The 21056-nt window shown below is 69.2% G+C and carries 19 protein-coding genes; 11 read left to right on the top strand and 8 right to left on the bottom strand.

Annotated elements, in window-relative coordinates; translation table 11 throughout:
- Positions 1 to 72 precede the first annotated feature (72 nt).
- On the bottom strand, positions 73 to 933 hold the full coding sequence (locus PcP3B5_RS09865; RefSeq protein ID WP_009621535.1) for a LysR family transcriptional regulator: 861 nt from the start codon (positions 931 to 933) through the stop codon (positions 73 to 75).
- Positions 934 to 1047: 114 nt separating this feature from the next.
- On the opposite strand from PcP3B5_RS09865, the gene PcP3B5_RS09860 reads away from it, so the two are divergent.
- Positions 1048 to 1491, top strand: coding sequence for a multidrug/biocide efflux PACE transporter (locus tag PcP3B5_RS09860; protein ID WP_043316109.1), 444 nt, complete (start codon positions 1048 to 1050; stop codon positions 1489 to 1491).
- A gap of 546 nt (positions 1492 to 2037) precedes the next feature.
- Here PcP3B5_RS09860 and pyrF read toward each other — a convergent pair.
- The 3 genes from pyrF to PcP3B5_RS09845 form a co-directional block, all read right to left on the bottom strand.
- A complete protein-coding gene (gene pyrF, locus PcP3B5_RS09855) occupies positions 2038 to 2736 on the bottom strand; it encodes an orotidine-5'-phosphate decarboxylase (RefSeq protein ID WP_058488961.1) in 699 nt (232 codons plus the stop codon).
- Between the two features lie 89 nt (positions 2737 to 2825).
- Complete coding sequence (locus PcP3B5_RS09850; RefSeq protein ID WP_058070989.1) at positions 2826 to 3785, bottom strand: response regulator; 960 nt, start codon at positions 3783 to 3785, stop codon at positions 2826 to 2828.
- A gap of 1 nt (position 3786) precedes the next feature.
- Complete coding sequence (locus PcP3B5_RS09845; protein ID WP_061561144.1) at positions 3787 to 5088, bottom strand: sensor histidine kinase; 1302 nt, start codon at positions 5086 to 5088, stop codon at positions 3787 to 3789.
- Between the two features lie 194 nt (positions 5089 to 5282).
- Between PcP3B5_RS09845 and PcP3B5_RS30380 the strand changes: the two genes are divergently transcribed.
- Entirely contained in the window at positions 5283 to 5456 is a 174-nt protein-coding gene (locus PcP3B5_RS30380; protein ID WP_009621525.1) for a DUF2897 family protein, read from the top strand.
- Positions 5457 to 5564: 108 nt separating this feature from the next.
- Positions 5565 to 6329 carry a CPBP family intramembrane glutamic endopeptidase gene (locus PcP3B5_RS09840; protein ID WP_009621524.1) on the top strand — a complete coding sequence of 255 codons (765 nt, stop codon included), beginning with the start codon at positions 5565 to 5567 and terminating at the stop codon, positions 6327 to 6329.
- Here PcP3B5_RS09840 and PcP3B5_RS09835 read toward each other — a convergent pair whose 3' ends face one another.
- Positions 6330 to 6953 carry a TetR/AcrR family transcriptional regulator gene (locus PcP3B5_RS09835; RefSeq protein ID WP_061561143.1) on the bottom strand — a complete coding sequence of 208 codons (624 nt, stop codon included), beginning with the start codon at positions 6951 to 6953 and terminating at the stop codon, positions 6330 to 6332.
- A 222-nt stretch (positions 6954 to 7175) separates the two neighbouring features.
- On the opposite strand from PcP3B5_RS09835, the gene PcP3B5_RS09830 reads away from it, so the two are divergent.
- The 8 genes from PcP3B5_RS09830 to PcP3B5_RS09795 all read left to right on the top strand — a co-directional run bounded on the left by PcP3B5_RS09830 (position 7176) and on the right by PcP3B5_RS09795 (position 18891).
- The gene (locus PcP3B5_RS09830; protein ID WP_061561142.1) at positions 7176 to 8990 is read left to right on the top strand and encodes an acyclic terpene utilization AtuA family protein; all 1815 of its coding nucleotides are present in this window, start codon (positions 7176 to 7178) and stop codon (positions 8988 to 8990) included.
- Between the two features lie 17 nt (positions 8991 to 9007).
- A complete protein-coding gene (locus PcP3B5_RS09825) occupies positions 9008 to 9883 on the top strand; it encodes an SDR family oxidoreductase (RefSeq protein WP_061561141.1) in 876 nt (291 codons plus the stop codon).
- A 3-nt stretch (positions 9884 to 9886) separates the two neighbouring features.
- Positions 9887 to 11503, top strand: coding sequence for a geranyl-CoA carboxylase subunit beta (atuC, locus tag PcP3B5_RS09820; protein ID WP_061561140.1), 1617 nt, complete (start codon positions 9887 to 9889; stop codon positions 11501 to 11503).
- 153 nt (positions 11504 to 11656) lie between these two features.
- Entirely contained in the window at positions 11657 to 12817 is a 1161-nt protein-coding gene (gene atuD, locus PcP3B5_RS09815) for a citronellyl-CoA dehydrogenase (RefSeq protein WP_061561139.1), read from the top strand.
- A 142-nt stretch (positions 12818 to 12959) separates the two neighbouring features.
- Positions 12960 to 13757: an isohexenylglutaconyl-CoA hydratase gene (gene atuE / locus PcP3B5_RS09810; protein ID WP_061561138.1), complete on the top strand. Its 798-nt coding sequence runs from the start codon at positions 12960 to 12962 to the stop codon at positions 13755 to 13757.
- Between the two features lie 64 nt (positions 13758 to 13821).
- Entirely contained in the window at positions 13822 to 15810 is a 1989-nt protein-coding gene (gene atuF, locus PcP3B5_RS09805) for a geranyl-CoA carboxylase subunit apha (RefSeq protein ID WP_061561137.1), read from the top strand.
- 256 nt (positions 15811 to 16066) lie between these two features.
- Positions 16067 to 16888: an SDR family oxidoreductase gene (locus tag PcP3B5_RS09800; protein ID WP_061561136.1), complete on the top strand. Its 822-nt coding sequence runs from the start codon at positions 16067 to 16069 to the stop codon at positions 16886 to 16888.
- A 176-nt stretch (positions 16889 to 17064) separates the two neighbouring features.
- A complete protein-coding gene (locus tag PcP3B5_RS09795) occupies positions 17065 to 18891 on the top strand; it encodes a long-chain-acyl-CoA synthetase (protein WP_061561135.1) in 1827 nt (608 codons plus the stop codon).
- A 309-nt stretch (positions 18892 to 19200) separates the two neighbouring features.
- Here the strand turns inward: PcP3B5_RS09795 and PcP3B5_RS09790 are convergent, their stop codons facing one another.
- The 3 genes from PcP3B5_RS09790 to PcP3B5_RS09780 all read right to left on the bottom strand — a co-directional run bounded on the left by PcP3B5_RS09790 (position 19201) and on the right by PcP3B5_RS09780 (position 21056).
- Positions 19201 to 19734 (bottom strand): hypothetical protein, encoded by a 534-nt coding sequence (locus PcP3B5_RS09790; RefSeq protein WP_061561134.1) that lies wholly within the window; start codon positions 19732 to 19734, stop codon positions 19201 to 19203.
- A gap of 108 nt (positions 19735 to 19842) precedes the next feature.
- On the bottom strand, positions 19843 to 20475 hold the full coding sequence (locus PcP3B5_RS09785) for a hypothetical protein (protein ID WP_061561133.1): 633 nt from the start codon (positions 20473 to 20475) through the stop codon (positions 19843 to 19845).
- A complete protein-coding gene (locus PcP3B5_RS09780) occupies positions 20472 to 21056 on the bottom strand; it encodes an RNA polymerase sigma factor (protein WP_082816281.1) in 585 nt (194 codons plus the stop codon). The genes PcP3B5_RS09785 and PcP3B5_RS09780 overlap by 4 nt, the downstream gene beginning before the upstream one ends.

Below are 21056 nucleotides of genomic sequence, written 5' to 3'. Positions count from 1 at the left end.
GAAAAGTCCGATCCTACTGGCCCGCCGCGATAGCGAACAGGCCGCTTCGCCACAAACTGTGACAGGGCCGGCTCAACTGGCCAGCAGCCGCTGCACCAGCCAGCGCGCCGCCGGGCCCAGGCTGCGCTGCCGCGACCAGACCACGTCGACCGCCACGCTGCGCGGCCAGCCGGGCACCTGCAGCGGGTGCAGGCGGCCGTTGGCGAAGCGCTGGTTCATCCAGGTCGGCAGCTCCACCCAGCCGAAGCCGAGCACCGCCATGTCCAGCAGCAACAGGTAGGTCGGCGCCGACCAGCAGCGCCCGCCCAGGGGCGGCTCGGCGTCGTCGATGAAGGTGTTCAGGCGCAGGTTGCGGTGGCCCAGCAGGTCGCTGCGCTCGACCTTCTCCAGCTGCGCCAGCGGGTGCGCGCGGCTGACGAACAGGCCGAACTCGGCGCATTCGCCGAGGGTGGCCGAGCCGATGTCCGGCGGGTAGTTCGGCTGCGCGGCGAGCAGGCCGAGGGAAGCGCGGCCCTGGCCGACCAGGTCGATGACGTCGCCGTGCTCGGCGATCAGCCATTCGAACTCGATGTCCGGGAAGTGCTGGTCGATTTCCGCCAGGCGCTTCTCGAAGGGTTCGGACTGGTAGGTGTCGGACATCGCCAGGGTCAGCCGCGGCTCCATTCCCGCCGAGAGCTGCCCGGCCAACTGGCCGAGGCGGTCGTTGGCCATCAGCACTTCCTCGACGCGGCCGAGCAGGGCCTTGCCGGCCTCGGTCAGTTTCGGCTGGCGCGCGCTGCGGTCGAACAGCTCCAGGCCCAGGTCGATCTCCAGGCGGGCGATGGCCTCGCTGACGGTGGACTGGCTCTTGCCCAGCTTGCGCGCGGCGGCGCTGAAGGAACCCAGGCAGGCGGCCTCGGCAAAGGCCTGGAGGGATTCGGGGGAATATTGCATGGGGGCCTCGTCCATCGGTTTTGCCGATGCTAGCCAACTTCGAAACAACCCTTCAACCGATGAGAATAGCCGCCAGCCGGCCCGGTGGGGCCCCTCTTTATCTGGAGAAAACCCATGAGCATGCAAAAGACGCTGAAGGAAAGGCTGTTCCACGCCCTGCTCTTCGAATTCATCGCCCTGGCCATCTGCGCCCCGACCCTGGCCTGGCTGATGGACCAGCCGCTGGGCCACATGGGCGCCCTGACGCTGATGTTCTCGCTGATCGCCACGCTGTGGAACATGGTCTACAACACTCTGTTCGACCGCGCCCAGCGGCGCCTGCAGTTCGCCCGCACCCTGCCGGTGCGCGTGCTGCACGCCTCGCTGTTCGAGCTGGGGTTGATCTTCATGCTGGTGCCGCTGGCGGCCTGGTGGCTGGGTATCGGTCTGGTGGAGGCGTTCGTGCTGGATATCGGGCTGATTCTGTTCTTCCTGCCGTACACCATTGGCTTCAACTGGGGGTATGACGCGCTGCGGGCGCGGTGGGTGGAGCGGCCACGGGAGGTATTGGTGCGTTGAGGGGGGGCTTGCTCGCGAACGGTGTTTGCCGGGGACTTTCGGTGCTGAACTCGAGAGCACCCTCTCCCCAGCCCTCTCCCGCAAGCGGGAGAGGGGGCTGTCCTGAGCGATGCGTCGGTCAGGCGCCATCCTCCCACCCTCGTCATTCCCGCGAACAGCGCTTGCGCTGCCTTGGCTTGGGTGTTTCTGCGTCGCTCCGGGTTTGCCCGACCGTCTTGTTTCGCCCCCTCGGGCGAGTCCCTTTTGTCAAACGGTGGAAGGCCACCCCCGCAAAAAGGAACCAAATCGGCCTGCTGAAGGGGCGTTCCGGTGCGCTCGGAGGTTTCTCTGGAAGTCCGAATCGCGGACAGAGTCCGCTCCTACGGTTCCAGGAAGCACGGCTTTTCGTAGGATGGCGTTGAGCGAAGCGATACCCATCACCACGGCAGCATGGGTATCGCTCAACCCATCCCAGGGTTCAGGGAAGCACGGACGTAGGAGCGGACTCCGTCCGCGATTGGTTCATCAACCACGCCGGACACCCCGGTGGCACGAACAGCCCCTCGTTCAAGCCAGGGAAGCGACTATCGCCGCCAGCGCCGCGCCCGGATCGGCAGCCTGGCTGATCGGGCGGCCGATCACCAGGTAGTCGGAGCCGGCGTCCAGGGCCTGGCGCGGGGTGAGGATGCGGCGCTGGTCGTCCTGGGCGCTGCCGGCCGGGCGGATGCCCGGGGTGACCAGTTGCAGGGCCGGGTGCGCGGCTTTCAAGGCCGGGGCTTCCTGGGCCGAGCAGACCAGGCCGTCCATGCCCGCCTTCTCGGCCAGGGCCGCCAGGCGCAGCACCTGCTCCTGGGGCTCGACGTCCAGGCCGATGCCGGCCAGGTCCTCGCGCTCCATGCTGGTCAGCACGGTCACGCCGATCAGCAGCGGTTTCGGGCCATCGAAGGCGTCGAGGGTCTCGCGGCAGGCCGCCATCATGCGCAGGCCGCCGGAGCAGTGCACGTTGACCATCCACACGCCCATCTCGGCGGCGGCGCGCACGGCCATCGCGGTGGTGTTGGGGATGTCGTGGAATTTCAGGTCGAGGAACACCTCGAAGCCGCGGCCGTTCAGCGTCTCGACGATACCCGCGGCGCAACTGGTGAAGAGTTCCTTGCCCACCTTCACCCGGCACAGTTTCGGGTCGAGCTGGTCGGCCAGCGCCAGGGCGGCCTCGCGGGTGGGGAAATCCAGGGCGACGATGATCGGGGTCTGGCAGACGGACATGGGCTCTCTCGCGGGGGGATTCTGAAAAACGCCGCGCATTGTCGCAGAAAGCGCCGCCGCCGGCAGCTTCCGGCGACGCGTTGCCCGTCCTATACGCTCAGGCGCTCGCGCAGGCGGCCGAGCATGCCCAGCAGGCTGCCGACCTTCTCCCGCTCGCGCTCCTCGCGCGGCGCCTCGGCCAGGCGCGCCACCTGCGGCTGCGGTTGCGCGCGCCACAGCTGGGCCTGTTCGGCGGCGGCCTTCAGGCCCTTTTCGAAGAGGCCGCGGCGGATCGGCTTGGGCAGGTAGCGGAAGATCTGCGCCTGGTTGATCAGCGCCAGCAGGTCCTGGGTGTCGCGGAACGGCGTCACCACCAGGCTGAGCAGGCGTGGGTGGGCCTGGGCCAGGGACTTGAGCAGCGGCGCGGTGTCCTCGCCGGCGAGCTTCAGGTCGCTGACCAGGATGTCGATGGGCTCGGCGTTCAGCCGCAACAGCGCCTCGGCCAGGTTGCGCGCGCGGTGCAGCTGGTGATTGCCGGCGGCGCAGAAGTCGCCGACGCAGGCCAGGGTGTCGGCGTCGTCGTCCAGCAGCAATACGTTGAGCGGCGCGGCCAGCCGGCTGATGGCCTGCAGGTCGGGCGCGGCGGCCTGGCGCCCGGCGATCTCCGCCGCCTGGCGCAGGGTGAAGGCCATTTCCTGCGGGTCCCAGGGCTTGGTCAGGTAGCGGAAGATGCCGCCGTTGTTCAGCGCTTCCACCGCCGCGTCCAGGTCGGAGTAGCCGGTGAGCAGGATGCGCAGGCAGTCCGGGGCGATCTCGCGGGCCCGGGCCAGCAGCTCGGCGCCGCTCATCTGCGGCATGCGCTGGTCGCTGACGAGGATCTGCACCGGCTCGCTGCGCAGGCGCTCCAGGGCGCGCCGCGGGTCGGACTCGGTGAGCACCTCGTAGTGCCGGCGGAACTGCATGGCCAGGCTGCGCAGGATGCGCTCCTCGTCGTCGACGAAGAGGATGCGGGTCAGGCCGGTGGGCCGGGCCTGGCCGGACTGCGGCAGGGCCTTGAGCGGCTGGGTCATGTCAGGCACTCCGTTTCAGGTCGCTGGCCTGCGCGCGCGGCAGGCGGATGAGGAAGCGTGTGCCGCGCCCGGGTTCGGAAGCGACGCGAATGCTGCCGCCGTGGTCCTGGATGATCTTGTAGCTGATCGACAGGCCCAGGCCGGTGCCCTGGCCCGGCGGCTTGGTGGTGAAGAAGGGGTCGAAGATGCGCGCCATGACCTCGGCGGGCATGCCCTGGCCGTTGTCCTGCACGGAGACGAACACCGCCTCCTGGTCGGCCCAGGTCTTCACGTGGATGTGGCCGAAGCCGCGCATGGCCTGGGCGGCGTTGGTGAACAGGTTGAGCAGCACCTGGTTGATCTGCGACGGCGCGCAGGCGATGGGCGGCAGCTCGCCGAGCTGGCGGATGATCTCGGCCTTGTCCTTGATGCTGTTGCGGGCGATCAGCAGCGCGCTCTTCACGCACTCATTGAGGTCCACCTCCTCGCTCATGGCGCGGTCCAGGCGGGCGAAGTCCTTGAGCCCGCCGACCAGCTCGCCGATCTGCGCCAGGCCGTAGGTGGTGTCGCCGAACAGTTGGTCGAGGTCGCCCAGCAGTTGCTCCAGGGCGGCTTCCGCGCGCACCTGCCCGGCGGTTTGCAGGGCCTGGGCCAGGCGCGCCTCGTCGCAGGCCGCGTCGTTCAGGCAGTCCGCCAGCTCGGCCTGGCTCTCGGCCAGCTGCAGCAGCGGCAGGAGCTGTTCGCGGATCAGTTCGAGGTTGTTGCGCACGTAGCCCAGCGGGGTGTTCAGCTCGTGGGCGACGCCGGCGACCATCTGCCCCAGGGAGGCCATCTTCTCCGACTGCACCAGCTGCGCCTGGGATTCCCGCAGGTCGACCAGGGCCTTGCGCAGCACGCGGTTGCGCTGGGCGATGCGCGCCTCCATGGCCTTGAGCAGGTCGAGCACGGTGCCCAGGCCCAGGTAGACGCCTTCGCCGTCGACCAGGATGAAGTCCTCGGTGATCGGGTACTTCAGTTGCGCGGTGACCTGCTGCGCTGCCTGTTCCAGGCTCCATTCGATATCCACCCGCAAGGGGCTGGCATTCATCATCTCGCTGACCGGGCGGCGGCCCCAGAGGTCGCGGCCGAAGCGCTGCATGAAGATGTCCTGCAGGGTGTAGCGGCTGATCAGCCCCAGCGGGCGGCCCTGCCCGTCCACCACCGGCAGCGAGAGGAAGGCGCGGTGCTCGGCGGTGAGCAGGCGGTCGGCGACGTCGCTGAGGCTCATCTGCGCCTGCAGCGGTTCCACGGCGCGCAGGAGTGCGTGCAGGGCGCTGGTGGTCATCGGCGGACTCCGCTGGCTGAAATGTCCGCCAGTCAATCAGGTCCAGATTGCCATCATGTGACAGCGGTCGCGCGCCACGCATCCTTCACGGGAAGGTCATACGCCGGCAACAAGCCTGCGTCCGGCCACCGCCACACACTGACAAGCCGGGCGCGCGGGTTTATGGTGAAAGCTCGCATCCCAAGGAGAACGCCATGCCCTGGTACGCCTGGTTGATCATCGCCCTCGCCCTGGGCTCCATCCTCGGCGGCCTGTTGTTGCTGCGCGACAGCGCCCGCAAGCTGCCGCTGACCGAGGAGCAGCTCAAGCGCATCCATCAGCGCAACGCCGAAATGGACGCCCAGGACGCCCGCGACGACAAGCGCTGAGCGCCGCCGGCCGCCCCGGCGCCCGAGGTCATTTCCCTCATTCACCGCCGCAGGCATGGATCAGGCAGGGCGAATTGCCTAGACTGCGGCCGGTGGATGGAGGACACGATGCTCAGGAAGCTACTCCCGCTGCTGCCAGGGTTGCTCCTGCTCGGCGGTTTCGCCCTCGGATTCGTCCAACCCCTGGGGCTCTTGATAGGCGCACTCTTCGTCGCCTGGACACTCTACGGCGAACAACGCCTGCCCTGGCTGCTCTGGTGGCCGGTGTGCCTGCTGGCGAGCTTCGCCCTGGCCGCGCACCTGCTGCCCGGCACCCAGTCGTGGACGCTCTGGCCGCCGCGGCAGCTCTCCGCCGACGCCCCGGCCTACGCGCTGCGCCTGTCCTGGGACAAGGCGCTGGCCGGCGTCACCCTGCTCGCCTGGTGGCTGCGCCGGCCGCCGCTGGCGGGGGCCTCGCCGGACTATGCCGGCATCACCGTGGTCGCCACCCTGTTCGCCGTGCCGCTGCTGGCCACCGCCCTGGGCCTGGTGGTGTGGCGGCCGAAATGGCCCGACGGCCTGTGGATCTGGCTATTGGTGAATTTCGCGGTGATCGCCCTGACCGAGGAACTGATCTTCCGCGGCCTGTTGCAGACCTCGCTGGTGGAGCGCCTGGGCGCCCCCGCCGGGATCATTGTCAGCAGCCTGCTGTTCGGCCTGGCGCACCTGCCCTTCAGCGGCCAGTTCGCCGTGGTGGCCGGCATCGCCGGGCTCGGCTACGGCCTGGCGCTGCACTTCAGCGGGCGCATGCTGGTGCCCATCCTCCTGCACGGGGTGGTCAACAGCGTGCACCTGCTGCTGCTGAGCTACCCGCTGCACCTGGGCCTGGGCTGATCAGGCGGCCTTGTAGACCAGCAGCAGGGCCTGCTCGGCCAGGTCGTCGAGGGTCATGCTGCCGTCCTGGCGGAACCAGGTCATGGTCCAGGACAGCGCGCCGGTGAGGAAACGCCGCAGGATGAACGGGTCGCCCTCGCAGTAGCCGGCGGCGCGCACCTCGCCGAGCACGTCCAGCCACATCTGCTCGTAGATGTCGCGCAGGCCGAGGATGTAGGCCTGGCCCTCCGGCGACAGCGAGCGCCACTCGTAGACCAGCACCGCCATGGCCTCGCCGGTGCCGCCCATGATCGATTGCAGCTCGCAGCGGATCAGCGCCAGCAGGCGCTCGCGCAGGTCCTCGGCGTCGGCCAGGGCGGCGCGCATCAGCGCGGTGTTGTAGAGAATGGTTTCCTCCATCACCGAGCGCAGGATTTCGTCCTTGCTCTTGAAGTGGTGGAAGATGCTGCCGGACTGGATGCCCACGGCGCCGGCCAGGTCGCGCACCGTGGTGCGTTCGTAGCCCTTGGCGCGGAACAGGTGGGCGGCGGTCTGCAGCAGCTTGCCGCGGGCGCTCTCCGGGTCGGTGACCTGCCCGTTCGCCACCAGCTCCAGCATCACTTCGCGCGCTTTCTGGTCATCCACGCTCTGCTCTCCCCTCGTCCGCCATCCGGCCACCACTGTTCAGGGCGATTCCATGATCGCCACGCAAGTACTTGTGCATACAGGTGAAATGTATGCCTGCGGCGTCGACCAAGCAAGCGCTTGGCCATCACTTGGTTGGGTTGTCTGGCGCTTATGCCCTCTTTTCAACCAAGCGCTTGCTTGGTAATGTCGAAACACCTCTCGACCGTCACGGGCAGAAAAATGACCAAGACCGTACGCATCGGCTGCGCCTCGGCCTTCTGGGGCGACACCTGCAGCGCCGCCGCCCAGCTGGTGAAGGGCGCCGAGCTGGACTACCTGGTGTTCGACTACCTGGCCGAAATCACCCTGTCGATCATGGCCGGCGCGCGCCTGAAGACCCCCGAGGCGGGCTACGCCACCGACTTCGTCGAGGTGCTGGCGCCGCTGCTGGGCGAGATCGCCGGCAAGCGCGTCCGCGTCATCAGCAATGCCGGCGGGGTCAACCCGCAGGCCTGCGCCAAGGCCCTGGCGGCCGCCTGCGAGAAGGCCGGGGTGCAGCTGAAGATCGCCGTGCTGGAGGGCGACAACCTGCTGCCCCAGGCCGGCGAACTGGCCAGGGCCGGGACCGTGGAAATGTTCAGCGGCACGCCGCTGCCGCCGATGTGCGTGTCGATGAACGCCTACCTGGGCGCGCCCGGCATAGTCGAGGCACTGGCGCTGGGCGCGGACATCGTCATCACCGGCCGCGTGGTGGACAGCGCGGTGGTCAGCGCCGCCCTGGTGCACGAGTTCGGCTGGGCCTGGAACGACTACGACAAACTGGCCCAGGCCGCGCTGGCCGGGCACATCATCGAATGCGGCGCGCAGTGCACCGGCGGCAACTTCACCGACTGGGAAAGCGTGCCGGACTACGAGCACATCGGCTTCCCCATCGTCGAAGTGCAGGCCAGCGGCGACTTCGTGGTCACCAAGCCGCAAGGCACAGGCGGCCTGGTCACCCCGCTGAGCGTCGGCGAGCAGATGCTCTACGAGATCGGCGACCCGCGCGCCTACCTGCTGCCCGACGTGGTCTGCGACTTCACCGGCGTGCAGCTGCGCCAGGCCGGCGCCGACCGCGTCGCCCTCAGCGGCGCCCGCGGCCTGCCGCCCACCGGCCAGTACAAGGTCAGCGCCACCTATCCCGACGGCTTCCGCTGCACCGCCAGTTGCCTGATCGCCGGCATCGACGCAGTGAAGAAGGCCGAGCGCGTGAGCCGGGCGATCATCGCCAGGACCGAGGAAATGTTCGCCGAACGCGGCTGGGGCCCCTACCGCGAAACCAGCATCGAACTGCTCGGCAGCGAAGCCACCTACGGCCCCCACGGCCGCCGCCAGGACAGCCGCGAGATCGTCGTCAAGCTCGCCGTGCGCCACGCCCGCAAGGAGGCACTGCTGCTGTTCTCCCGCGAGATCGCCCAGGCCGCCACCGGCATGGCCCCGGGCCTGACCGGCATCGTCGGCGGGCGGCCCACGGTTTACCCGGTGATCCGCCTGTTCTCCTTCCTGGTGGACAAGGCGCGCTGCCAACTGGCGGTGCGCATCGGCGAGGACAGCCATGCCGTCGCCCTGCCGCAGCTGGAGCACTTCGACCCGGCGAACCTGGCCGAGGCCGCGCAAGCCCCTGCCGCCACCGGCCAGGCCACGGCCAGCGTGCCGCTGGTGAAGCTGGCGGTGGCGCGCTCCGGCGACAAGGGCGACCACAGCAACATCGGCGTGATGGCGCGCAAGCCCGAATACCTGCCGTGGATCGCCGAGGCGCTGAGCGAAGGCGCGGTGGCCGAGTGGATGCAGCACGTGCTGGATCCGCAGCTGGGCCGCGTCAGCCGCTGGTACCTGCCGGCCAGCCACAGCCTGAACTTCCTGCTGGAGCACGCCCTGGGCGGCGGCGGCGTGGCCAGCCTGCGCATCGACCCGCAGGGCAAGGCCTTCGCCCAGCAGTTGCTGGAATTCCCGGTGGCGGTGCCAAAACACATCGCCGATGAACTCAGCTCTTCTACGACAAGAACGAACGCTTGAGCAGGACGACAAGAACAATGGCATACGACTCGATCTTCAAGCCCGGCCTGTTCGCCGGCCAGACTGTAATCGTCACCGGCGGCGGCAGCGGCATCGGCCGCTGCACCGCCCATGAGCTGGCGGCCCTGGGCGCCCATGTGGTGCTGGTCGGGCGCAAGGCCGAGAAGCTGGAGAAGACCGCCGGCGAAATCGTCGAGGACGGCGGCAGCGCCAGCTGGCACAGCTGCGACATCCGCGACGAGGAGGCGGTGAAGGCGCTGGTGGCGCAGGTGCTCGCCGAGCGCGGGCCGATCCACCACCTGGTCAACAACGCCGGCGGCCAGTACCCCGCGCCGCTGGCCTCGATCAACCTCAAGGGCTTCGAGGCGGTGGTGCGCACCAACCTGGTCGGCGGCTTCCTGATGGCCCGCGAAGTGTTCAACCAGAGCATGGGCAAGCACGGCGGCAGCATCGTCAACATGCTCGCCGACATGTGGGGCGGCATGCCCGGCATGGGCCACTCCGGCGCCGCCCGCGCGGGCATGGAGAACTTCACCAAGACCGCCGCCGTCGAGTGGGGCCACGCCGGGGTGCGGGTCAACGCCGTGGCGCCGGGCTGGATCGCCTCCAGCGGCATGGACACCTACGAGGGCGCGTTCAAGGCGGTGATCCCGACCCTGCGCGAGCACGTGCCGCTCAAGCGCATCGGCACCGAGTCGGAAGTGGCCTCCGCCATCGTCTTCCTGCTCTCCCCCGGCGCCGCCTTCATCAGCGGCAACACCATCCGCATCGATGGCGCCGCCAGCCAGGGCAGCCGTGCCTTCCCGCTGAGCAAGGCCAAGCCCGGGCAGAGCCGTTCCTACAACGGCTTCCACCGCGCCTACCTGCCCGACGTGCTGAAGGACCAGGAGTAAGCCATGCCGGTGATCGTCTCCGAACTCGACACCCAGGGCGAGGACTTCGCCCGCAACCGCGAGGCCATGCTGGCCGCCGTGGCGAGCTTCCGCGAGGTCGAGCAGAAGGTGCTGGACAAGGCCGCCGAGGCCAAGCCGAAGTTCGACAAGCGCGGCCAGCTGCTGCCGCGCGAGCGCCTGAACCTGCTGCTCGACCCCGGCGCGCCCTTCCTCGAACTCTGCTCCCTGGCCGGCTACAAGTTGCACGACGACAAGGACGGCACCCAGGCCGGCGGCGGCATCATCTCCGGCATCGGCTACGTGGCCGGGGTGCGCTGCCTGGTCAGCGCCAGCAACAGCGCGATCAAGGGCGGCACCATCTCGCCCACCGGGCTGAAGAAGACCCTGCGCCTGCAGCAGGTGGCGCTGGAGAACAAGCTGCCGCTGGTGGCCCTGACCGAGAGCGGCGGCGCCAACCTCAACTACGCGGCGGAAATTTTCGTCGAAGGCGCCCGCGGCTTCGCCAACCAGGCGCGGCTGTCGGCCGCCGGCATCCCGCAGGTCACCGTGGTGCACGGCTCCAGCACCGCCGGCGGCGCCTACCAGCCGGGGCTGTCGGACTACGTGGTGGTGGTGCGCGGCAAGGCCAAGATGTTCCTCGCCGGCCCGCCGCTGCTCAAGGCCGCCACCGGCGAGGTGGCCACCGACGAGGAACTGGGTGGCGCCGAGCTGCACGCCCAGGTCGCCGGCACCGCCGAATACCTGGCCGAGAACGACGCCGACGGCGTGCGCCTGGCCCGCGAGATTCTCGCCGCCCTGCCGTGGAACGCCCAGCTGCCGGCGCGCCCGGCGACACAGTGGGACGAGCCGCTGTACCCGGCCGAGGAACTGCTCGGCGTGGTCCCGGCGGACGCCCGCAAGCCCTACGACGTGCGCGAGATCATCGCGCGCATCGCCGACGGTTCGCGCTTCCTCACCTTCAAGAACGAGTTCGACGCCCAGACCGTCTGCGGCCACCTGCACATCGAGGGCCACGCCTGCGGCCTGATCGGCAACAACGGCCCGATCACCCCGCAGGGCGCGGCCAAGGCGGCGCAGTTCATCCAGCTGTGCGAGCAGAGCAACACGCCGATCCTGTTCCTGCACAACACCACCGGCTTCATGGTCGGCACCGAGTCCGAACGCCTGGGCGTGATCAAACACGGCTCGAAGATGATCCAGGCGGTGGCCAACGCCACGGTGCCCAAGCTCACCCTGGTGGTCGGCGGCTCCTACGGCGCCGGCAACTACGCCATGTGCGGCCGCGGCCTGGACCCGCGCTTCATCTTCGCCTGGCCCAACAGCCGCACCGCGGTGATGGGCGGCGCCCAGGCCGGCAAGGTGCTGCGCATCGTCACCGAGGAAAAGCACGCCAAGGAGGGCAAGGAAGCCGACGCGAAGATGCTCGACATGCTCGAACAGATGACCGCGCAGAAGCTCGACGCCCAGTCCACCGCGCTCTACGGCACCGCCAGCCTGTGGGACGACGGGCTGATCGACCCGCGCGACAGCCGCCGGCTGCTGGGCTATCTGCTGGACATCTGCGCGGAGGCGGCGGTACGGCCGCTCAAGGGCAACAGTTTCGGGGTAGCGAGGTTCTGATACAGGCGCCCTCTCCCAGGGAGAGGGCGCCAAAGCGATCCGGCGTAAAGCGAACTTCCCGCCCGCTCCGAACAGCCCCCTCTCCCTTCAGGGAGAGGGTTGGGGAGAGGGGAAAGGGAAGTGAACACCCAAGGCTCAGGAGGAAAACAACAAATGCTCTTCACCCAGGAACACGAAGAACTCCGCCGCACCGTCCGCAACTTCGTCGACAAGGAGATCAACCCCTACGTCGACCAATGGGAAAAGGACGGCCGCTTCCCCATCCATGAAGTGTTCAGGAAGGCCGGCGCCCTCGGCCTGCTGGGCATCTCCAAGCCGGAGAAATTCGGCGGCATGGGCCTGGACTACAGCTACTCGGTGGTCGCCGCCGAAGAGTTCGGCACCATCCACTGCGGCGGCGTGCCCATGTCCATCGGCGTGCAGACCGACATGTGCACCCCGGCCCTGGCCCGCTTCGGCTCCGACGAGCTGCGCGAGGAGTTCCTGCGCCCGGCCATCGCCGGCGAGATGGTCGGCTGCATCGGCGTCTCCGAGGTCGGCGCCGGTTCCGACGTGGCCGGGCTGAAGACCACTGCGCGCAAGGATGGCGACGACTACGTGATCAACGGCAGCAAGATGTGGATCACCAACTCGCCGTCGGCCGACTTCATCTGCCTGCTGGCCAACACCTCCGACGACAAGCCCCACGTCAACAAGTCGCTGATCATGGTGCCGATGAAGAGCAAGGGCATCAGCGTCAGCCCGCACCTGGACAAGCTCGGCATGCGCAGCTCGGAGACCGCCCAGGTGTTCTTCGACGACGTGCGCGTGCCGCAGCGCAACCGCATCGGCGCCGAGGGCGCGGGCTTCATGATGCAGATGCTGCAGTTCCAGGAGGAGCGCCTGTTCGGCGCGGCCAGCGGGATCAAGGGCATGGAGTACTGCGTCAACGCCACCATCGACTACTGCAAGGAGCGCAAGACCTTCGGCCAGGCGTTGATCGACAACCAGGTCATCCACTTCCGCATGGCCGAGCTGATGACCGAGATCGAGTGCCTGCGCGCCCTCACCTACCAGGCCACCGAACAGTACATCCGCGGCAGGGACGTGACCCGCCTGGCCTCCATGGCCAAGCTCAAGGTCGGCCGCCTGGCCCGCGAGGTCACCGACGCCTGCCTGCAGTACTGGGGCGGCCAGGGCTTCATGTGGGACAACCCGATCTCCCGCGCCTACCGCGACACCCGCCTGGTGTCCATCGGCGGCGGCGCCGACGAGATCATGCTCGGCATCATCTGCAAGCTGATGGGCACCCTGCCGGGCAAGAAGAAGGGCTGAGAGCGGCGGCAGGCTACAGGCGGCAGGCGATGCGTCGCCCTGGCCTGAAGCCTGAAGCCTGAAGCCTGAAGCCTGAAGCCTGAAGCCTGAAGCCTGAAGCCTGAAGCCTGAAGCCTGAAGCGATCGTATGAGGATTTGCGGCATGAGCGAATTGCCGAACTGCGAAACCCTGCTGCTGGAACGCGATGGCGGCGTGCTGCACGTCACCCTGAACCGCCCGGACAGCCGCAACGCCATGAGCCTGGCCATGGTCGGCGAACTGCGTGCGGTGCTGGCCGCGGTGCGCGATGAACGCGAAGTGCGCGCCATCGTCCTGCGCGGCGCCGGCGGGCACTTCTGCGCCGGCGGCGACATCAAGGACATGGCCGGCGCCCGCGCCGCCGGCCCGGACGCCTACGCCGCGCTGAACCGCGCCTTCGGCGGCCTGCTGGAAGAGGCCCAGGCGCAGCCGCAGGTGCTGGTCGCGGTGCTGGAAGGCGCGGTGCTCGGCGGCGGCTTCGGCCTGGCCTGCGTGTCGGACATCGCCATCGCCGCCGACAGCGCCCAGTTCGGCCTGCCGGAAACCAGCCTGGGCATCCTGCCGGCGCAGATCGCCCCCTTCGTGGTCAAGCGCATCGGCCTGACCCAGGCCCGCCGCCTGGCGCTCACTGCCGCCCGCTTCGACGGCCGCGAGGCGCTGCGCCTGGGCCTGGTGCACTTCAGCGAAGCCAGCGCCGATGCGCTCGGCCAGCGCCTGGCGGAATGCCTGGAACAGGTGCGCCGCTGTGCCCCCGGCGCCAACGCGCAGACCAAGGCGCTGCTGCTGGCCAGCGAGACCGAGGCCCTGGGCCCGCTGCTGGACGAGGCCGCAAAACAGTTCGCCGCCGCCGTGACCGGCGCGGAAGGCGCCGAAGGCACCCTGGCCTTCGTGCAGAAACGCAAACCGCAGTGGGCGCAGTAGCCGCCGTCCGCAACAGACAGCCCCCTCTCCCTTCAGGGAGAGGGTTGGGGAGAGGGAAACCAGCATGCCCAGCTTCGACAAGATCCTCATCGCCAACCGCGGCGAGATCGCCTGCCGGGTGATCCGCACCGCCCAGGCCCTGGGCTACCGCACGGTGGCGGTGCACAGCGAGGCCGACGCCGAGGCGCGCCACGTGCAGCTGGCCGACGAGGCCGTGTGCATCGGCCCGGCGCCGGTCGGCCAGTCCTACCTGAAGGCTGCGGCCATTCTCGACGCAGCTCAGCGTACAGGCGCTGGCGCCGTGCACCCCGGCTACGGCTTCCTCTCGGAGAACGCCGGGTTCGCCCGCGCCTGCGAGGCCGCCGGCATCGTCTTCATCGGCCCCAGCGTGGAAGCCATCCACCTGATGGGCAGCAAGCGCCTGTCCAAGCTGGCCATGCTCGAGGCCGGCGTGCCCTGCATCCCCGGCTACGAAGGCGCCGAGCAGGACGACGCCACCCTGGCCCGCGAGGCCGAGCGCATCGGCTACCCGCTGATGATCAAGGCCAGCGCCGGCGGCGGCGGCCGCGGCATGCGCCTGGTGCAGGCGGCCGACGAGCTGGCCGCGCAACTGCGCACTGCGCGCTCGGAAGCGCTGAACGCCTTCGGCAGCGACGAGCTGATCCTGGAAAAGGCGGTGATCCGCCCGCGTCATGTGGAAATCCAGGTGTTCGGCGACAGCCACGGCAACCTCGTCTACCTCGGCGAGCGCGACTGCTCGGTGCAGCGCCGCCACCAGAAGGTGATCGAAGAAGCGCCCTGCCCGGTGCTGAGCGCCGAACTGCGCCAGGCCATGGGCGAGGCGGCGGTGAAGGCGGCGGCGCGGGTGAACTACGTCGGCGCCGGCACCGTGGAGTTCCTGCTGGACGCCAGCGGCGCCTTCTACTTCCTGGAAATGAACACCCGCCTGCAGGTCGAGCACCCGGTCACCGAACTGGTCACCGGCCAGGACCTGGTGGCCTGGCAGATCCGCGTGGCCGAAGGCCAGCCGCTGCCGCTGAAGCAGGAGGAAATCCAGCTGCGCGGCCACGCCATCGAGGTGCGCCTGTACGCCGAGGACGCCGGCAACGGCTTCCTGCCGCAGACCGGCGAAGTGCTGCGCTGGGAGCCGCCACTGCTGGACGGCATCCGCATCGACCACGGCCTGGTGGAAGGCCAGGCGGTGACGCCTTTCTACGACCCCATGCTGGCCAAGGTGATCGCCTACGGCGCCACCCGCGACGAGGCCCGGCGCAAGCTGGTGCGCGCCGTGGAGGATTGCGTGCTGCTCGGCGTGAAGGCCAACCAGCGCTTCCTCGCCAACCTGCTCCGGCACCCCGAATTCGCCGCCGGCAACGCCACCACGGCGTTCATCGCCGAACACTTCGCCGACGACCCCAGCCTGCGCCCGCAGGCGCCACAGCCCGCCGAACTGGCCCTGGCCGCCGCCCTGCTCTACCAGGCCTCGGCCAGCGCCCGCGCGCACCAGGGCGGCCTGGCCGGTTGGCGCAACGCCGGCAGCCTGCCCTGGCGCTACCAGCTGCACGACGGCGAGCAGAAGCACGCGGTGGAACTGGACGTGCTGGAGCCCGGCGCGCAGCCCAAGCTGCTGGCCTACATCGGCGAATCGGTGGTGGCGCTGAGCCTGATCGCCATCGACGAGCGCTGGGTGGTCGCCGAGGTCAACGGCATCCGCCGACGCATCGCCCACCATACCCAGGGCGAACGCGTCTGGCTGTATGGCGCCGGCGGCAACCTGGAGCTGCGCGACGTCAGCCACGAGCCCGCCGGCGCCCAGGGCGGCGCGGCGTCGGGTACGGTCAAGGCGCCGATGGACGGCGCCATCGTCGACGTGCTGGTCAGCGAAGGCGCGCGGGTCAGCAAGGGCCAACTGCTGCTCGTGCTGGAGGCGATGAAGATGGAACATCCGCTCAAGGCCGGGGTCGACGGCATTATCCGCCGCATCCAGGTGAGCAAGGGCGAACAGGTCAAGAGCCGCCAGTTGCTGGTGGAGGTCGAGGCCGAAGACGCCTGAAAGACCACGGATCGCGGATGGAGTCCATACCCCCGCCGGCAAACCACCCCGTAGGATGGCGTTGAGCGAAGCGATACCCATCACCGCCACCGCATGGGTTTCGCAAGCTCAACCCATCCTACGAAGAGCATCTCGGCGCAGTCGGCAAGACAGTTGCTCCTACGGGTATGCGGGAAACCCCGGCGTAGGAGCGGACTCCGTCCGCGATGGGCCGAGCCCGGCACCCGCACAACGATGAAAAACACGGAGCCAAACCATGTCCCTGAACGCCAAGACCCTCTTCATCACCGGCGCCAGCCGCGGCATCGGCCGCGAGATCGCCCTGCGCGCCGCGCGCGACGGCGCCAACGTCGTGATCGCGGCGAAAAGCGCCGAACCCCATCCGAAGCTCGCCGGCACCATCCACAGCGTCGCCGAGGAAGTCGAGGCCGCCGGCGGCAAGGCCCTGGCCCTGCAGCTGGACGTGCGCGACGAGAACGCCGTGCGCGAGGCCATGGCCCGCGCCGCCGAGCACTTCGGCGGCATCGACGGGCTGGTCAACAACGCCGGCGCCATCAAGCTGGTGGGCGTGGAGCGCCTGGAGCCCAAGCGCTTCGACCTGATGTACCAGATCAACACCCGCGCGGTGATGGTCTGCAGCCAGGCCGCCCTGCCCTACCTGAAGCAGAGCCAGGGCCACATCCTCAGCCTGTCGCCGCCGCTGAACCTGGCCGAAAAATGGTTCGCCCAGCACGGCCCCTACACGGTCACCAAGTACGGCATGAGCATGCTCACCCTCGGCATGCACCAGGAGTTCGGGAAGTACGGCATCAGCGTCAACGCCCTGTGGCCGAAGACCATGATCGCCACCGCCGCCATCGAGTTCGAACTGGGCAGCCGCGACGCCTTCAAGCGCGCCCGCACGCCGGCGATCATGGCTGACGCCGCCCACGCCATCCTCGACAGCACGGGCCGCAGCATCAGCGGGCGCCTGCTGATCGACGAAGACATCCTCCGCGAACAGGGCGTGAGCGACTTCGAGCAATACCGCTTCGATCCGCAGGGCGGCCCGCTGGTGCCGGATCTGTTTCTGGGCTAAAGGCTGGAGGCGTCGCAGCTTTTGACTTCCAGCTTCCGGCTTCAAGCTTCCAGCTCCCCCTTGACCCAACTGCCCCCCGCAAAACGCGCCAGAGTCATATCCCCAGCCTCGCCAGCGCCCTAGAGTCGAACGGGCGTGCACACGCCAGACAACAATGACAACAAGGGCCCGCGTCAATGAGCCATGCCGACCTGATCACCCCCACCCGCTTCATCGCCCACCTGCCCGCCACCCTCGGGCGCGTGCCGCGCATGCTGCGCGGGCTCTACTACACCGGCATCCGCAACCGCGAGAAGAACCTGTCCCTGGGCTGGGCCCTGGAGCGCGCGGCGCGCCTGTACCCGGACGCCCCGGCCCTGCTGGAAGGCCCGCGGCGCCTGTCCTATGCCCTGTTCAACGGCTGGGCCAACCGCCTGGCCCGCGCCTTCCAGGCCGAGGGCGTGAAGCACGCCAGCGTGGTCGCGGTGATGCTGGAGAACCGCGCCGAACTGCTGGTGACCCTCGCCGCCCTGGCCAAGCTCGGCGCCGTGGGCGCGCTGATCAACACCACCCAGCGCGGCCAGGTGCTGGCCCACAGCCTGAACCTGGTCAGCCCCGGCCACTTCGTGGTCGGCGAGGAACTGCGCGAGGCCTTCGACGAGGTCCGCGCCAGCCTGCAGGGCGGCGCCCAACGCCTGTACTGGGTGGCCGACGACGACACCCTGCGCGACCCCGGCCAGGCCCCGGCGGGCTGGGCCAACCTGATGCGCCTGGCGCAGGCCCAGGGCTCCGACAACCTGGCGGAAACCGCCCAGGTGCGCCTGAAGGACGCCTGCTTCTACATCTACACCTCCGGCACCACCGGCCTGCCGAAGGCCTCGATCATGAGCCACGGGCGCTGGATCAAGGCCTACGGCGGCTTCGGCCACTCCGGCCTGGGCCTGGGCCGCGACGACGTGCTCTACCTGACACTGCCCTGCTACCACAACAACGCCGTCACCGTGTGCTGGAGCGCGGTGCTGGCCGGCGGCGCGGCCATCGCCCTGCGCCGCAAGTTCTCCGCCAAGGCGTTCTGGAAGGACGTGCGCCATTACAACGCGACCTGCTTCGGCTATATCGGCGAACTGTGCCGCTACCTGCTCAACCAGCCGGCCTGCGAGGAAGAGCGCGACAACAGCCTGACCTGCATGATCGGCAACGGCCTGCGGCCGTCCATCTGGGGCGAGTTCAAGGCGCGCTTCGGCATCGAGCGCATCACCGAGTTCTACGCCGCCAGCGAAGGCAACATCGGCTTCACCAACGTCTTCAACTTCGACAATACCGTGGGCTTCTCCCCGGCCACCTACGCCATCGTCCGCTACGACCTGGAGAACGACCGCCCGCTGCGCGACGCCAAGGGCTTCATGGAGAAGGTCGGCAAGGGCGAGTCGGGCCTGCTGATCAGCGAGATCAGCGACAAGTGGCCGTTCGACGGCTACACCGACCCGGCCAAGACCCAGGCGGTGATCTACCGCGACGTGTTCAAGAAGGGCGACGCCTGGTTCAACACCGGCGACCTGATGCGCGACCTGGGCTTCAAGCACACCCAGTTCGTCGACCGCCTGGGCGACACCTTCCGCTGGAAGGGCGAGAACGTCTCCACCACCGAGGTGGAAAACGTCCTCGGCGCCTTCCCCGGCGTGGAAGACGCGGTGGTCTACGGCGTGGAAATCCCCGGCACCGACGGCCGCTGCGGCATGGCCGCGCTACGCCTGGCGCCCGGCCAGGCGCTGGACGGCAAGGCACTGGCCGAACACCTGGACCGCGAACTGCCGGCCTATGCCGTGCCGCTGTTCCTGCGCCTGCTGCAGCAGGTGGAAACCACCGGGACCTTCAAGTACAAGAAGGCGGACCTGAAGAGCGCCGGATTCGATCCGCGGCAGGTTGGCGAGGCGCTGTTCGTGCGGTTGCCGGGCGAGGTGGATTATCGGCTGCTGGATGAGGGGGTGTTCGGGGCCATCCAGCGCGGGGAACATCGGTTCTGACGGGCTTTCCGTAGGAGCGAGCTTGCTCGCGAAGGGGTTTCCAAATTGGGCGTGGTGCGTGCCCTGAAGAGCGCCCTCTCCCTAACCCTCTCCCTGAAGGGAGAGGGGACCGTTCGGAGTGCTTGGATATTCCTGAGTCAGCCGGACGTTACGGCATCCGGCTGAAACCATACCTTCAGCCGGCACGGACAAGCCCCCTCTCCCTTCAGGGAGAGGGCTGGGGAGAGGGTACGGAGTCCAGCGAAAGCACCGCAGCTACAGGGAAACTCCATTCGCGAGCAAACTCGCTCCTACGAAAAGCCCCCCGACTCAATTCCGAAACTGAAACTGCACCTCCGCCCCACGAATCTCCGAATGCCAGCTGTCGTCACTGGGATCACTGCGCTCCCCGCGCTCCCGCTGGATCAACCGGCCACCCACCTGGAACGGGCTCTCCTTCTCCTCGAACATCGGCGGCAGCAGCGGCTTGTCCATATCCTCGCGCAGGGCGCGGCCCGGTTCCAGGCCGTGCAGCACGTCCCTGGGCAGGCGCAGGTCGAGCTTGGAGGGCGGCAGCGGCTTGTTCACGCTGGGCTCGGGAGCTTTCTTCGGCTTGGCGTCGGCCACTGGCAGGCGCGCGGGGGCCAGGGGCTTGCCCAGTTCCGCCTTGGGCGCGGCCGGCTTCGCGCTGGCGGCGGGCGCCGGCCTGGGCTGCGCCGCGGGTTCGGGCGGCGGGGCCTTTTCCGCCGGGGCGGCAGGCGCCACCGCGGGCGCCCCGGCCTTGGCCGGTGGCGTCTTGTCGGCATCGCCGCAGGCGCTCAGCAACAGCGGCAGGAGGGTCAGCAGAACGAAGCGTCGCAACATCACGGGGCAGGCAAATGGCCAGGGGCGCGCCATCCTCGCCTTAGTTGATCTGTAAGACAAGAGGCTCGGACCAATCCGAAGGCAATTCCGATGGACGCGCTCAGGCTCTCAAGGGCGGGCCTCCAGGCGCCGCAGCTCGGCGTCGATATCCAGCCGCGGATAACGTCGCTGCAGGTCCTCGCGCAGGCTCGCGGCGGCCGCCTGGTCGCCCTGCCGTTGCAACTCGGCCAGGCGCCGCAGGCTGGCCTGCGGTTCCGCCGGGGCCGGCTCGGCGCTGCGCTTGGCCATGGGCGCTGCCTCGTCGGCGGCTACCGCGCTTTCCGCCATCTGCTTGCGCTGCTCCAGCTGCGGCGCCGGCGCCGCGGCGGGGGCGGCCGGCGCCGAGTACAGCGCCGGGGCGGCCTGGCGGGCGGAGCGGGCCATGGATTCGGCCTTGGGCGCCGGGGCCATGGCCGGCGCGACGGCGTCGTAGCGCGGGGCTTCCTCGAAGGTGCGCAAGGCCAGGCTCAGGCCGATGCCCAGGGTCGCCACCCCGGCCAGGGCCACCGACCAGCGCTGTGGCCGGCCGAACAGCCAGCGGCCCAGGCGTTGCCAGGCGCTCGCGCGCGGCTGCACGGCGGCGCGGGCCGCCGCCAGGATGCGGGCGTCCAGCTGCGCCGGGGGCTGCTCGCCGCCGTGCCGGCGGAAATGCTCGAGCAGCTCGGCTTCCTCGGCGTCCGGCCGCTGCGGATGGCGGGTCATGGGGCTACCTCCTGGGTCGCCGCCGGGTCGGCGAGCAACCGGCGCAGTTTCTGCAACGCGTAGCGCAGGCGGCTCTTCACCGTCTCGGCGGGCGTGCGGGTCAGTTCGGCGATCTCCTGCAGTTCCAGGTCGCCATGGGCGCGCAGCAGGAACACTTCGCGCTGCTCGCCGGGCAATGCCTCCAGGGCCTGCTGCAGGCGCTCGCGGTCGCGGCTCAGGCTCAGTTGCCGCAGCGGGTCCTCGGCCTCGCCGGGCAGCGCCTCGCCATGTAGCTGTTCGTCGAAAGCCTCGTGCTGCGCGCTGCGCCGGCCGTTGCGCCGCCAGTGGTCGATCAACCGGTTGCGGGCGATCTGGTACAGCCAGGTGCGGAAGCTGGCCCGGCCCTCGGACTCGCTGTCGCTGCGGATCAGGCTCAGCCAGGTTTCCTGGAACACTTCCTCGGCCAGCGCGACGTCGCCGCCCAGGCCGCAAAGGAAGCGGTACAGGCCCAGGCGATGGCGCGCGTAGAGCGCGGCGAAGGCCTCGGCATCGCCTTTGCGGTAGCGCCGCAGCAGCGCGGCGTCGTCTTCGTCCGTGGTCAA

The sequence above is a fragment of the Pseudomonas citronellolis genome (assembly GCF_001586155.1).
Lineage (GTDB): Bacteria > Pseudomonadota > Gammaproteobacteria > Pseudomonadales > Pseudomonadaceae > Pseudomonas > Pseudomonas citronellolis.
Note: the sequence above shows the minus strand (reverse complement) of the source record. Positions and strands in the feature narration are given on the sequence as shown.

Excerpts from the sequence above, each read along its gene's own strand:
- PcP3B5_RS09865 (WP_009621535.1), bottom strand. The coding sequence starts at position 933 with ATGCAATATTCCCCCGAATCCCTCCAGGCCTTTGCCGAGGCCGCCTGC.
- PcP3B5_RS09860 (WP_043316109.1), top strand. The coding sequence starts at position 1,048 with ATGAGCATGCAAAAGACGCTGAAGGAAAGGCTGTTCCACGCCCTGCTC.
- pyrF (WP_058488961.1), bottom strand. The coding sequence starts at position 2,736 with ATGTCCGTCTGCCAGACCCCGATCATCGTCGCCCTGGATTTCCCCACC.
- PcP3B5_RS09850 (WP_058070989.1), bottom strand. The coding sequence starts at position 3,785 with ATGACCCAGCCGCTCAAGGCCCTGCCGCAGTCCGGCCAGGCCCGGCCC.
- PcP3B5_RS09845 (WP_061561144.1), bottom strand. The coding sequence starts at position 5,088 with ATGACCACCAGCGCCCTGCACGCACTCCTGCGCGCCGTGGAACCGCTG.
- PcP3B5_RS30380 (WP_009621525.1), top strand. The coding sequence starts at position 5,283 with ATGCCCTGGTACGCCTGGTTGATCATCGCCCTCGCCCTGGGCTCCATC.
- PcP3B5_RS09840 (WP_009621524.1), top strand. The coding sequence starts at position 5,565 with ATGCTCAGGAAGCTACTCCCGCTGCTGCCAGGGTTGCTCCTGCTCGGC.
- PcP3B5_RS09830 (WP_061561142.1), top strand. The coding sequence starts at position 7,176 with ATGACCAAGACCGTACGCATCGGCTGCGCCTCGGCCTTCTGGGGCGAC.
- PcP3B5_RS09825 (WP_061561141.1), top strand. The coding sequence starts at position 9,008 with ATGGCATACGACTCGATCTTCAAGCCCGGCCTGTTCGCCGGCCAGACT.
- atuC (WP_061561140.1), top strand. The coding sequence starts at position 9,887 with ATGCCGGTGATCGTCTCCGAACTCGACACCCAGGGCGAGGACTTCGCC.
- atuD (WP_061561139.1), top strand. The coding sequence starts at position 11,657 with ATGCTCTTCACCCAGGAACACGAAGAACTCCGCCGCACCGTCCGCAAC.
- atuE (WP_061561138.1), top strand. The coding sequence starts at position 12,960 with ATGAGCGAATTGCCGAACTGCGAAACCCTGCTGCTGGAACGCGATGGC.
- atuF (WP_061561137.1), top strand. The coding sequence starts at position 13,822 with ATGCCCAGCTTCGACAAGATCCTCATCGCCAACCGCGGCGAGATCGCC.
- PcP3B5_RS09800 (WP_061561136.1), top strand. The coding sequence starts at position 16,067 with ATGTCCCTGAACGCCAAGACCCTCTTCATCACCGGCGCCAGCCGCGGC.
- PcP3B5_RS09795 (WP_061561135.1), top strand. The coding sequence starts at position 17,065 with ATGAGCCATGCCGACCTGATCACCCCCACCCGCTTCATCGCCCACCTG.
- PcP3B5_RS09790 (WP_061561134.1), bottom strand. The coding sequence starts at position 19,734 with ATGTTGCGACGCTTCGTTCTGCTGACCCTCCTGCCGCTGTTGCTGAGC.
- PcP3B5_RS09785 (WP_061561133.1), bottom strand. The coding sequence starts at position 20,475 with ATGACCCGCCATCCGCAGCGGCCGGACGCCGAGGAAGCCGAGCTGCTC.